Here is a 12,637-nt window from a genome sequence, read left to right on the forward strand (position 1 = left end):
GCGGGTTGGATGGATTCTAGGGGGGAGGGAGCCCGATACATGGCGAACGATCAACGTACGGAAATAGAGACAGAGCTGACGTTGGAACAGGTCAAGGATCAGTTGATAGAACAAGGCAAGAAACGATCCTCCTTGACGTATAAAGAGATTATGGAAAAGCTTGCCCCATTCGACCAGGATCCGGAGCAAATCGACGAATTTTTCGAGCAGCTTCAAGAGAACGGCATCGATGTGGGCAATGAATCCGATGAGGATCATGACATGAATCCCGATCAAGAGCACGACGATTTTCATTTCGATGACGATTTGTCGCTGCCTCCGGGCATCAAGATCAATGATCCGGTTCGGATGTACCTGAAGGAAATCGGGCGCGTTCCTCTGCTGTCCGCCGAGGATGAAGTGGACCTTGCGAAGCGGATCGAGCTGGGTGACGAAGAAGCGAAACGCCGCCTGGCCGAAGCGAACCTTCGCCTCGTGGTCAGCATTGCGAAGCGTTATGTCGGACGCGGTATGCTCTTCCTTGATTTGATTCAAGAAGGGAATATGGGTCTGATTAAAGCGGTGGAGAAATTCGACCATACGAAGGGCTACAAATTCAGCACGTATGCGACCTGGTGGATTCGTCAGGCCATTACCCGCGCGATTGCGGATCAGGCCAGAACGATCCGGATCCCGGTACATATGGTCGAGACCATCAACAAGCTGATTCGAGTGTCCCGCCAGCTTCTGCAGGAACTCGGGAGAGAACCGACGCCGGAAGAAATTGCGAAGGAAATGGACCTCAGTACGGATAAAGTGCGTGAAATCATGAAAATCGCACAGGAGCCGGTTTCACTCGAGACGCCGATCGGCGAGGAAGATGACTCGCATCTTGGGGATTTCATCGAGGATCAAGAAGCGCTTGCACCTGCGGACGCAGCTGCTTACGAGCTGCTGAAGGAGCAGCTTGAGGATGTGCTGGATACGTTGACGGAACGGGAAGAGAACGTGCTCCGGCTTCGATTCGGACTGGATGACGGCCGGACCCGGACGCTTGAAGAAGTCGGCAAAGTGTTCGGTGTTACCCGCGAGCGGATTCGTCAGATTGAAGCGAAGGCTCTCCGGAAACTGCGCCACCCGAGCCGCAGCAAGCGGCTTAAAGATTTCTTGGAATAGAATGAAGCTCACGGCCTTCTTGCAGCGTTGCAGGAAGGTCTAATTTTTTGTTTTCCCTAAACCGATAATGGTGCTATGTATGAAAACAATTGGCGCAGGGAGATGAGACACGTTTGGAAGATAAGAAAAAAATGGTGATCCGTGAAATCGAACATTGGCGCCGCAGCAGACTGCTTCCGGAGCATTATTGCGATTTCTTGCTCAATCTTTATTTGGAAGAAGGCCAGGAGAAGCCGTCAAGCGGCGGATTCCTCGGCATTACCCCCGCTCAAATAAAAAACAGCAACTGGAAAATCTGGGTTCTGGTCTTCGGCATAACAGGCGTTCTGGCCTTTACTGCTCTTCATTTTAACGCTTTTGAATTCCCAATGCAAATCGGGGTTTCCCTCTTATTTTTAGCACTCATATATAGCTTGGGAGGCTATAAGCGGAACAAGGAGCCACTGGCTTCGCAAATACTATTGGGGATGGCATCCCTCTTTTTATTGTTCATCGGCGTATATTTGCTCAGGATTCACGGACTGGATTCGCCGGTCCGCATGGTTTTTTACGTCGTGCTTGACAGCCTGGTTTGGATTCTCACGGGACTGCTCGCCCGCTTCGCCTTATTCCAGGTTTGCGGATGGGTCAGCCTCGTTTTCTGCTACGGCTGGCTGCTTCATTACCAGCTCAATTCCTTAAGCTGGATGACGCTGGAGCTCAGCTGGGTACCGCTAAGCCTATTGTTTTGCTGGATCGCCTGGATGGTCCACGAACGGGCCCGCCAAATCGGGCTGGTCTTCTTTCTGGTGAGCCTTTTGGTTTGGTATATGCCCGAATTGTATGGTATGCTGTATGCCGAGAGCTACGGCGAAGGGACGGTGCAGTGGATGCTGCTTGCGAAGTTGACCGTGGAAGGGAGCTTGCTCTTCGCCCTGCGAAAAAAATGGACTGAGTGGGTTGCCTAAATGTTGCGATTGTCAAGAAGGTTGGAAATGATAGCGGAGGACGTTCCGGCCGGCAGCCGGCTCGCGGATATCGGTTCGGATCATGCGCTGCTGCCGTCGTATTTGGCCGGGCAGGGGAAGATCGTCCTTGCGATAGCCGGTGAGGTGAATCACGGTCCTTTTGAGGCCGCTTCCAAACAAGTAAATGAATCGGGACTCGGTTCTATCATAGAGGTGCGTCTCGGCGACGGACTCGATGTGGTCGCACCGGGAGAGGTCGATGTCGTTACGATAGCCGGTATGGGAGGTGCGCTCATCGCAGCCATCCTGGATCGGGGGCGCGAGAAGCTGGGCGCCGTAAAGCGATTGATTCTGCAGCCGAACGTCGGGGAAGCGATCGTACGAGGCTGGCTTCTCGAGCATGGCTGGATGCTGATCTCCGAACGCATTCTTGAAGAGGACGGCAAAATTTATGAAATATTGACCGCCGTGCCGCAGGCGGAAACGACGGTGACCGGCGAGGAGCTGTATAGTCCATTCACGCTGCCCGGAGGCGCTGTGGCGGACCGCGAGCTGCTGCTCAAGATGGGGCCGTATTTCGTGATAGAGGCATCGCCTGCGTGGGTGACCAAATGGGAGCGCGAGCTTGACAAGCTGAGCCGAGTCTGCGGCCAGCTGGAGCAGTCGTCTCTTGAAGCGTCGCAGGAGAAACTGGCGGCGCTGAGAGAAGAGATGAAGCGAATAGGGGAGGTGCTCGAATGTACGCAAAAGGCCAAGCCGTAATTCAATTGATGGAGGAGTTTGCCCCCAAGTCGTATGCGGTGGAGAACGACAGGATCGGACTTCAGATCGGCACGCTGTCAAAGGAAATCCGGAAAGTGCTGATTGCGCTCGATGTAACGGATGAAGTCGTCGAGGAAGCGATTCGCGAGCAGGCGGATCTCATCATTGCACACCATGCGGTCATTTTCCGCCCGCTGCCGCACATCCAAACGGATACGCCTGCGGGAAGACTATACGAGAAGCTGATCAAGCACGATATCGCGGTCTATATCGCGCATACGAATTTGGATGTGGCGGACGGCGGCATCAACGACATGATGGCGGAAGCTATCGGTATGACGAAGACGGAGCCGCTGGATGAAGTACATACGGACAAGCTGAAGAAGCTGGTCGTCTTTGCTCCGCAGGATCATGCGGAGAACGTGCGCAAGGCGCTGTTCGAGGCGGGTGCAGGCTGGATCGGCGATTACAGCCACTGCAGCTTTAATATCGAAGGAACCGGCACCTTCATGCCGAAGGAAGGGACGGACCCTTATATCGGACAGCAGGGCAAGCTGGAGGCGGTGAAGGAAATCCGCATCGAAACGATCGTACCGCAGAGCGTGGAGCGCAAGGCGGTTCAAGCGATGCTGAGGGCGCATCCTTATGAGGAAGTAGCGTACGATCTGTACCCGCTGGATCTCAAGACGCGCACCTTCGGCCTTGGACGAGCGGGCAAGCTTCCGCAGCCCGTAACGCTGAAAGAATTGTGCGAGCAAGTGAAGCAGGCATTCGATGTTCCGATGCTGCGGATCGTCGGCGATCCGGATCGAATGCTCCGCAAAGCTGCGGTGCTCGGAGGTTCGGGGGCCCGCTACGTGAGACATGCGATCTTCGCCGGCGCCGACGTGCTGATTACGGGCGATATCGATTATCATACGGCCCATGATGCGCTGGCTGCCGGGATTGCCCTGATCGATCCAGGACATAACGTCGAGAAAATCATGAAGCGCGGCGTAGCGGAGATTCTGGAGCGCAAGCTGGCCGAACGCAAATGGACGACTGCGGTCGTCGCTTCGCGAATCGATACCGAACCTTTCCGGTTCGCCTAGAATCCGGCAGTTGTTTTTTTGCCGCATACGCTGTATACTAGCAAATGCATCTGTTGCAAAAGAAAGTTTGACAGACAATCGCTGGCGGCTTCGGCCGCGAGAGGAAAGTCCGGGCTCCATAGGGCGGGATGCTGGATAACGTCCAGTCAACGCGAGTTGAAGGCTAGTGCCACAGAAATGGACCGCCGATGGCCGTCGACCGGCGCACGCGCTTGTCGCAGCGGCACAGGTAAGGGTGGAACCGTGGTGTAAGAGACCACGAGGAACTATGGTAACATCGTTCCTGGTAAACCCCATTTGGAGCAAGACCTAATGGAACGCAGTCTCCCGCGAGGAGAGACAGCCTTAGCCCGAGGCGCGTTCGGGTTGGTCGCTTGAGCCATGCAGCAATGTATGGCCTAGATAGATGATTGTCGCTTCAACGGTGGGAGGGTGGCGCCCGTTATGACCACTGGAAGCACAGAACCCGGCTTACGGCAAGCTTTCTTTCAGCCATTTCGCACGGATGCTTTGATAGCTTGGATATGCGGAAGAACCGCCTCATGAGGCGGTTCTTTGCTTTGGGTTGATAAGAATTTATAAATTTTCGCAACTTATTGCTTCGCATCAACCTTGATAAACGCGCCGGTCCTTGTATGACAAGGATGGCGCAGCCATTTATCTTGTTCACGGTTATTGATTATCTGAACATTTGATTGAACCAGCGCTGAAGGCCCGAGGCTCCTTGATCGGCCGGGAGCTGCGGCTGGTTCTGCAGAGTCGTGTCCGGAGTTGTGCGCTGGGCGGCCGGCTGTGCGGCTTTCAGCGCGGCGACGACATCAATGAGGCCGTGTCCGAAATATTGGTCTTTGCCTGCCGGACCGATGTCCATGGCCGTATCCCGCATGATCTGCATGACTTCGGTATTCTTCAGCGAAGGATTGACGGACCGGATCAACGCAGCTAGCGCCGTGACATGGGGGCTCGCCATCGAGGTGCCGGAGAGCGCCGCATACTGATTATGCGGGTAGGTGCTCGCAATGCTGACCCCTGGCGCCGCCACGGCGATATAATCCCCGTAGTTGGAGAAGGAAGCCTTGTTCTTCTGCGCGTCGGTCGCGGCGACGGCGAGCACCTCCGGATAAGCCGCAGGGTAGCCCGGGCGGTCCGTATTGTCGTTGCCGCTCGCCGCGATCAGCACCACGTCGCGGTCGTAGGCATATTTAATGGCGTCATGCAGGAACTGGGCGTCGGCATAGTTGCCGAGACTCATGTTGATGACTTTGGCTCCGTGGTCCGTTGCCCAAATAATGCCTTGAGCCACGGCATAGGTGCTGCCTGCGCCGGTCGAGTCGAGTACCTTAACCGGCATAATCCGGTTGTACCAGCTCATGCCGGCAATGCCCAGATTGTTGTTCACGATCGCGCCGACCGTTCCCGCGACATGCGTGCCGTGGCCGACATCGTCCTGGGGCTTCTGGTCCGGATTCACGACGTTAAAGCCGCTGACCAGCTGATCCTTCAGGTCCTGATGATTCAAATCGACGCCGGTATCGACTACGCCGACGATGACATCATTCGAGCCTTTCGTTACGTTCCACCCGGCTTCTGTGTCAATGATCGGCAGGTTCCACTGGTATTTGCGGTAGAGCGAGTCGTTCGGCGTGATAACGGAGCTAGTATCGCTTGTACCCGTCGCCTTCGGAGCGGCATCATTGGTTAAGTAAAGAAAATGCGGCTCGGCGTATTCGATGTTCCATTTTTTGAAATAGCTCATCAGCTGCTTGGCTTCCATGCTGCCCGATTCGAACACGTACGTGTAACCGATTTTTTGCACGTGGGCCCCGCCGATTTCCTGCCGGATCTGCTTCAGCGTCTCCGGCGTCGGATCCTGTTTGAATCTGACGACGACCTGATTTTTGTGATAGTGGCTTGTGCCCTCGTTATCTTCCGGATGATTCACCTGCACATTCTCCAGGGTGCGAGAGTCGACGGATTCGGTCTTGTACCGGCCTTCCCGCGGATAAGTAACGATGCGTAAATTTTTCAGCTGATGGTCGGTCACTTCCTGCAAAATATGCTGGCGTACGACGCCGACCAGCCCTGCTTGTCCTTGACCGGCCGGTACGCCCAGGACGAAATAAGTGCCGCTATCCGCTTGAAACGGCTCGGATTGATACTCGGCACCGGCATCGACACGGCGCTTCGCTTCCTCCAGACGTCCGGCCGCCGCAGTGCGGACCGATTCTTTCAGCGTGCCGACCGTGTTCCCTTCGGACAAGCTTCGGCCAGGCGCGGTCAAGGTCAGCTGTTCCATATGCGGATGCATCATTTGCAGATGCTTAAGCGTTTGAGTCTGCTGGTCCTTGGGCTGGGCCTTCAAATCCTGCACCGTACGGCGCAGTTCCATGCTGCACTGCGTACGGCATAGTTCATCGGTCAGGGCCACGTCCTGATTGAGCGTGTCCTGCTTCATACGAATCTCCGCGGCGGGAGAGACGGATTCCGGCGTCGGCGCGTTGCCGCCCCGGGGAAACAGCAGTGCCGCCCCGACCACGATTAACGATAAGGTCAATATCGGTTTCCACATGGTTTCTTTGCCTCCTGAATGATGCCAGTGTGCCTTTAGATTTCCCGGCGGCTTCGAAACTCTTCCGGTTGAATCATTGGGAAGGCTGGAAAAAGATGATCCTTTGGAAGGCTAAATCCGGTTAGGCGTTTTAGATATTACTTTTGCCCTCGTTTTGTGGTAGGATATGCTTAGAGGTCATTACACCCAATTACGTTCCGCTTTTATAGTTGAGGAGGTCTTTTTCATATGACAGTGTCTAATGTCAAAAATTTATGCGAAACGACGAGAGCGAAGCTGAGCGAAGCGATCGCCAAGATGGAACAGTTCTTGAATGAACATTCCCTGCAGCAATTGAACGCCGAGAATGATGCTGCCATGCTTGATTTTTATAAGGGTTATTTAACGGATACGCGCCATTTGCTCGTTTTCAGCGAAGTCACTTATGAGAAGCTGGGGGTTGCTTTGAGACGCCCTAATTTCAATGTGGAATATTCCGAGAAAGTGCTTTACGAAGCATACCACACAAGCGTGAACAACTTCTTCTATCCGAAGAACGAATGCTATTCCGAAGACGGCCGTTACGCTTATACCGGTCAGGACGCCATCCGCTTCCGTAAGAAGCCGATACGTGCCGTCCGCGATTTGACCATCGAGCTGTCCAAAATTTTCGAAGATCTCCGCGAAGACCTGGCTTATTATGAAACGGATTACATTACGCAGAAAAGAATGCAGGGCGAAAAAGTATAATTTCGGCTCGGTTAACCATAAACTGTCAAGAGGAGAGGTGCGCTGCCGCATCTCTTTTTTTATAAACGCGATAAAGTCAGACTCCGAAAGGAGCTCTTCTTAGGATAAAATGCGGAAGGAGGACTCCGACCTATGAGCATTACAAATATGACCTCACCCCGGCTAAAGGAGCTGGCAGATAACAGTATCAAGCTGATTCGCTGGAATCAGCATCCGTCCGGAGGCTATACGGCAAGTCCCTTGTTCATGCATTATGCGTTCAGCTGGTTGAGAGACGGCAGCTTCATTGCTTTTGCAATGGATACGGCAGGTCAAGTTGAAAGCGCAGGAAGCTTCTACGATTGGGTAAACCGGATTATTCAGGGCAAGGCCGACCAGGTTCGGATGCTGATCGACAAGCACCGCCGCGGGGAATGGATCGGGCAGGAGCAGTTTTTACATACGCGCTATCATCTGGACGGCCGCGACGACGACCACTCCGAATGGGGCCACTTCCAGCTTGACGGCTACGGGGCGTGGCTGTGGGGGTTAATGCAGCATTTAAAAGCCGCCGGTCAGGACAAGCTTCCGGAAGCTTACCGCCAGAGCGTGAATACGACAGTCGATTATTTGCTCACGTTCTGGAAACTGCCCAATTTCGATTGCTGGGAGGAGCATAACGATCAGGTTCATCCGTCGACGCTGGCTTGTATTTACGGCGGGTTAAAAAGCATAACCGAGCTGGACCGACGGGCCGATCTGGAGGAGGCTTGCCTTGACATTCGTGAATTTCTATTGTCCCATGCGGTTGCGACCGAGGAGCAGCGGTTCGTAAAATCGCTCGTTCCGGGCAACGGCAGCTTCCGGACCGGGAATCCGGGAGTAGACGCCAGCCTGATGTGGCTGTGCGAGCCGTTCGGCGTGTTCGGTCCGGAGCATCCGGTTATGAGGGCTACGCTGGAGAAGATAAAGAGCGATCTGGTAACCGAGCAAGGAGGCGTCCGCCGTTACTTGCAGGATTCGTATTACGGAGGAGGAGAGTGGCTTCTGCTTACCGCATGGTTCGGCTGGGTCCAGCTGGCTTCCGGCGACCGTCCGGCGGCGGAGCGTGCCATCGCTTGGATCGCGTCGAAAGCGGACGGCACCGGAAGGCTGCCGGAGCAGGTGCCGGATGCTCTCCCGGATCGGTCCGGGTACGAGGATTGGGTGAGACGATGGGGTCCGCCCGCCATCCCTTTGTTGTGGTCGCATGCCATGTATCTGGTGCTATATAACAGGCTTTATTTGAGCTGAGCATTCGCATATCTGTATTCCGGCCCGGGCAAACTGAGCTGGGGGTGATAATCGATGCCAGAAGTCAAATGCAGCGTGTCTAATTGCAACTATTGGGGCGAGGGCAACAATTGCCATGCGACCTCTATCATGATTGAGGTCGACAAGCATGCGCAGGTCGGATACGATACGGAGTTCGCCATGGACTTTGAAGACCACAAAGACAAGGCGAGCAGTGTGCGCAATACCTGTTGTCACACCTTCGAACAGCGTAAAGCGCAGCGGTAAGAAGGGAGCGGCGAAGGATGAGCGATATCGACCGGAAGATTTCGGAGGCTTCATCCGATACGAAGGATGCTTCGCATAAGCGGTTCAAGCAGGATCGGCTGCACCGGGAATCCGGCGGGGACAACTGGGAAGAGTATGCCGCGGAGGTAGCCCCATATATGCCTCTTCGCGAAACCGCCGCTCCGGAAACGCCGGTGCGGCAAGAGGACAATCCCGCTCCAGAGGAGCGAAGCAGATGGGCCGGTTATTCGGCCTTGATTCTTGGCTTGTTATCCCTGCTCATCTTACCCACTTTCCTCGGCTTTGCTTCGATTGCGCTCGGAGCGTTAGCGTATTTCCGGGGACAGCGTGCGCTGGGCATATGGTCGGTGGTTCTTGGCTTGATTGCGCTGGCGGGATATATTCTTCTTGTACCTCTCTATGCTTGATTCAGCATTAAAAAACAGGCTTTCGGGCCTGTTTTTTTGCGTTGAAAAGAATTTATAAGTTTTTCGCAACTTATAGCTTCGCATCAACCTTGATAAACGCGCTGGTCCTTGTAAGACAAGGACGGCGTAGCCGTTTATCCTGGAGTATGGAAGTTTTTTGGCGATTCGGGGTGGTTGTCCGGGACGAAAAAGTGTACAATGAAGGGGTAGCCTGCTGGGCGTCATGAAATATTTTACATAGTAAGGAGCCAAGTCTTTCCCATGAGTATCGATCCCCGGACGGTTAAAGAACTGCTTCAGCTGCAAGTATGGAACAAGACGGGAATTTTATCCTCGAATGGGCCGGAGTCCCGGGAGGACGACGGCGTGTTCAACGATTTGCTCGGTGAGCTCATGGCGCAAGGCGCACCTGCGGTCAAGCCGAATGAAGACGCACCTAAAGGAAAGATGGCCTTTTCACCTGTACCGCTTCATCCGGCATATGGGGCAGGGGCCGCTCCGGGAGCTGCCGCAGCGGGGGCGCGTGCCGCGGTTGAGCCTTTTATTCAAGCCGCCAGCCGCAAGTTCGGCGTTAACTCCAGCTTGGTCACGGCTGTCATCGACGCCGAATCGTCCTTTAATCCGAAGGCGGTCTCCGGCGCGGGGGCCAAGGGCTTAATGCAGCTGATGGATTCGACGGGCCAAGGGCTTGGCATGAACGATCCGTTCGATCCGGCTCAAAATATCGAGGGTGGAACCCGTTACTTATCCCGGCTTCTGGCGATCTACGGAGGCAACGAGGCAACGGCGCTCGCAGCCTACAACGGGGGCCCGGGCCGATTGGCGAAGCTCGGCATCGCGAGCGATGCGGATCTCCAGGCAAAGCTGCACTTATTGCCTCAAGAGACGCAGCAGTACGTGAGCAAAGTACTGCGGCTAAAGCAGCATTATGAAGCATAAGCATAGACAATAAGAGGCCAATGCAAGCTTTCTGTGAAGAGGCTTGACGTTGGTCTTGTTTTTGTAAGGAAGCGGAGGGACAACCATGATCTACATGGACAATGCGGCGACGACGCCAATGGACGAAGAAGTGATAGAGACGATGGCGGAGGTCATGCGCCGATATTACGGCAACCCGTCGTCGCTGCACCGGGTCGGGATCGACGCCGAGCTTCTGGTCCGCAGAGCCAGGGAAACAATCTCGGAGGCGCTGGGCTGCCGGCCGGAGGAAATCCGGTTTACATCCGGCGGCACGGAGAGCAACAATCTGGCGATTCGAGGAGCGGCACTGCGCTACCGAAGCCGGGGAAACCACTTGATTACGACGGAAATCGAGCATGCTTCGGTCTATGAGCCGTTTCGCAAGCTGGAGAGCGAAGGCTTCAAAGTGACCTATTTGCCGGTAGACGCCTCGGGCGCCGTGTCGGCCGATGCGGTGCGGCAAGCGCTCACCGACGAGACGATTGTGGTCAGCGTCATGCACGTCAATAATGAGACGGGCCGGATTCAACCGGTCGGCGAGATTGGGGCGTTGCTGAGGGAATATCCGAAGGTAGTGTTCCATGTCGATGCGGTTCAAGGAATCGGCAAGCTGCCGGTGAATCCGGTACGGGACGGCATCGATCTTATGACTTGCTCGCCGCACAAGCTTCACGGGCCGAAGGGGACCGGTTTTCTATATTGCCGCAGCGGGGTGGAGCTGGAGCCTTTGCTGCTCGGGGGCGGTCAGGAGCGAGGGCTTCGTTCGGGCACTGAAAATGTTCCGGCGCTGGTCGGCATGGCGAAGTCGGTCCGCAAAGCAGTGGAACGGCAGCCGCAATTCATGGAACATACGACGGCCATCAGGGAGCGTATCGTAAGCTGCATTGCGGGAATCGAGGAACTCGTGCTTATCGGTCCGAAGGATGCTGCTACAGGCAAGATGGCGCCTCACATCGTGCATTTCGCTTACCCGGGTATGAAGTCTGAGGTAATCGTGCATGCTTTAGAACAGCGCGGCATCTGTGTGTCGACAAGGTCCGCCTGCTCCTCCGGAGCAGACAAGCCGAGCCGGGTGCTGCAGGCGATGGGTCTGCCGAGGCCCGTGGCTTCGAGCGGCATCCGCATCAGCTATACGCTGCAGCAATCTCTGGAAGACGCGGATGCGCTCTGCGCCGCGCTTCAGGACGCGGTGGCGTCGCTGAAGCCGAGCGCCGCGGAACCGAACGGACGGAGGTAATCGTGAGACTATGAAACCGGAACAAGTCGTTCTCCGTTTCGGAGAATTGACATTGAAAGGACGCAACCGGCACCGCTTCGAGAAGAGTGTACTGAATACGGTTCGAGGGGCGCTGAGGCCTTGGAGAACTATTCAATATAACAGGGAATTCGGACGAATCGTGCTTCGGCTGGGCGGAGCCGATTATGAAGCGTTAATCGATCCGCTCCGCCGCATATTCGGACTCTCGTCGTTCAGTCCCGCGTATACCGCGGCTTTGGATACGGAGGAGCTGAAGGAAAGGGCTGTCCGGATCATGCGGCAGGCGAATCCTGCCCCAGCGACGTTCAAGGTTAACGTGCGCCGCGCCAATAAAAATTTCCCTATCGATTCCCAGGAAATGAACCGGATCATCGGCGGTGCGGTGCTCCGCGCATTCCCCGATTTGAAGGTGGACGTGCACCGCCCGGATGTCGAGCTGAAGATCGAGCTGCGGGAAACGGAAGCGCTGCTTTACTCTCAAGTGAAGCCCGGAGCCGGAGGGTTCCCATACGGCTCGAACGGCAAAGCGATGCTGATGCTGTCCGGCGGCATTGACAGTCCGGTCGCCGGATATTTGGCCATGCGGCAGGGCCTGGCGCTGGAAGCCGTTCATTTTCACAGCTATCCCTACACAAGCGAACGGTCCCAGCAGAAGGTCAAGGATTTGCTCGCCAAATTATGCGGCTATGCCGGACCGATCAAGCTGCATATGGTTCCTTTTACATCGCTTCAGACCCGCATTCACGGGGCTTATCGCGAGAATCTGCTGATCACGCTCTTGCGTCGCTCGATGATGCGGATCACGGAGAGGCTGGCTGAGGCCAGCGGAGCCGGCGCCATCGTCACGGGGGAAAGCTTGGGACAAGTGGCGAGCCAGACGCTGCCCAGCATGAATGCGATCGGCAGCGCGGTTCAGCTTCCGTTGATCCGGCCGCTCGTCTGCATGGAGAAGCAGGAAATTATTCGAATCGCGGAATCGATCGGCACCTATGAGCTGTCCATACTGCCTTATGAGGACTGCTGTACCTTGTTCCTGCCCCCCAGCCCGAGCACCAATCCGAATCCGAAGGTGGTGCGAAGCATCGAATCGCATATGAACTGGCTCGAGGAGGAGATCGAGGCGGCGGTGAAGAGCACGGAAACGGTCGTCATCGATCCCCTCGCGAAGCGGCAGGATGAAACAGCGGGCTTTTTTTGAA

The 12,637-nt window shown here is 55.5% G+C and carries 12 protein-coding genes and 1 other RNA gene; 12 read left to right on the top strand and 1 reads right to left on the bottom strand.

Annotated features, from left to right (window positions below; all coding sequences use genetic code 11):
• The first annotated feature begins 39 nt into the window (after window positions 1–39).
• The 5 genes from rpoD to rnpB all read left to right on the top strand — a co-directional run bounded on the left by rpoD (window position 40) and on the right by rnpB (window position 4,444).
• Window positions 40–1,155 (top strand): RNA polymerase sigma factor RpoD, encoded by a 1,116-nt coding sequence (gene rpoD / locus O9H85_RS01770; protein ID WP_269879547.1) that lies wholly within the window; start codon window positions 40–42, stop codon window positions 1,153–1,155.
• Between the two features lie 113 nt (window positions 1,156–1,268).
• The gene (locus O9H85_RS01775; protein ID WP_269879548.1) at window positions 1,269–2,102 is read left to right on the top strand and encodes a hypothetical protein; all 834 of its coding nucleotides are present in this window, start codon (window positions 1,269–1,271) and stop codon (window positions 2,100–2,102) included.
• Window positions 2,103–2,864 carry a tRNA (adenine(22)-N(1))-methyltransferase gene (locus tag O9H85_RS01780; protein ID WP_269879550.1) on the top strand — a complete coding sequence of 254 codons (762 nt, stop codon included), beginning with the start codon at window positions 2,103–2,105 and terminating at the stop codon, window positions 2,862–2,864.
• Window positions 2,840–3,955, top strand: coding sequence for a Nif3-like dinuclear metal center hexameric protein (locus O9H85_RS01785; RefSeq protein ID WP_269879551.1), 1,116 nt, complete (start codon window positions 2,840–2,842; stop codon window positions 3,953–3,955). Before O9H85_RS01780 ends, O9H85_RS01785 begins: the two co-directional genes overlap by 25 nt.
• A gap of 62 nt (window positions 3,956–4,017) precedes the next feature.
• Window positions 4,018–4,444: RNase P RNA component class A (gene rnpB, locus O9H85_RS01790), an RNA gene on the top strand.
• A 190-nt stretch (window positions 4,445–4,634) separates the two neighbouring features.
• Here rnpB and O9H85_RS01795 read toward each other — a convergent pair.
• On the bottom strand, window positions 4,635–6,524 hold the full coding sequence (locus O9H85_RS01795; protein WP_269879552.1) for a S8 family peptidase: 1,890 nt from the start codon (window positions 6,522–6,524) through the stop codon (window positions 4,635–4,637).
• 228 nt (window positions 6,525–6,752) lie between these two features.
• Between O9H85_RS01795 and O9H85_RS01800 the strand changes: the two genes are divergently transcribed.
• From O9H85_RS01800 to thiI, 7 genes are all read left to right on the top strand, one after another.
• Window positions 6,753–7,253, top strand: a complete 501-nt coding sequence (locus tag O9H85_RS01800) for a YpuI family protein (protein WP_269879553.1) — start codon at window positions 6,753–6,755, stop codon at window positions 7,251–7,253.
• Window positions 7,254–7,385: 132 nt separating this feature from the next.
• A complete protein-coding gene (locus tag O9H85_RS01805; protein WP_269879554.1) occupies window positions 7,386–8,525 on the top strand; it encodes a glycoside hydrolase family 15 protein in 1,140 nt (379 codons plus the stop codon).
• Between the two features lie 54 nt (window positions 8,526–8,579).
• Window positions 8,580–8,792, top strand: coding sequence for a DUF1540 domain-containing protein (locus tag O9H85_RS01810; RefSeq protein WP_269879555.1), 213 nt, complete (start codon window positions 8,580–8,582; stop codon window positions 8,790–8,792).
• Between the two features lie 17 nt (window positions 8,793–8,809).
• Window positions 8,810–9,220, top strand: a complete 411-nt coding sequence (locus O9H85_RS01815; protein ID WP_269879556.1) for a hypothetical protein — start codon at window positions 8,810–8,812, stop codon at window positions 9,218–9,220.
• A 261-nt stretch (window positions 9,221–9,481) separates the two neighbouring features.
• Entirely contained in the window at window positions 9,482–10,159 is a 678-nt protein-coding gene (locus O9H85_RS01820) for a lytic transglycosylase domain-containing protein (protein ID WP_269879557.1), read from the top strand.
• 85 nt (window positions 10,160–10,244) lie between these two features.
• Window positions 10,245–11,417, top strand: a complete 1,173-nt coding sequence (locus O9H85_RS01825) for a cysteine desulfurase family protein (protein ID WP_269879558.1) — start codon at window positions 10,245–10,247, stop codon at window positions 11,415–11,417.
• 10 nt (window positions 11,418–11,427) lie between these two features.
• Window positions 11,428–12,636, top strand: a complete 1,209-nt coding sequence (thiI, locus tag O9H85_RS01830) for a tRNA uracil 4-sulfurtransferase ThiI (RefSeq protein WP_269879559.1) — start codon at window positions 11,428–11,430, stop codon at window positions 12,634–12,636.
• Window position 12,637: the final 1 nt, after the last annotated feature.

The sequence above is a fragment of the Paenibacillus gyeongsangnamensis genome (genome assembly GCF_027533625.1).
Taxonomy (GTDB): Bacteria; Bacillota; Bacilli; order Paenibacillales; family NBRC-103111; genus Paenibacillus_G; species Paenibacillus_G gyeongsangnamensis.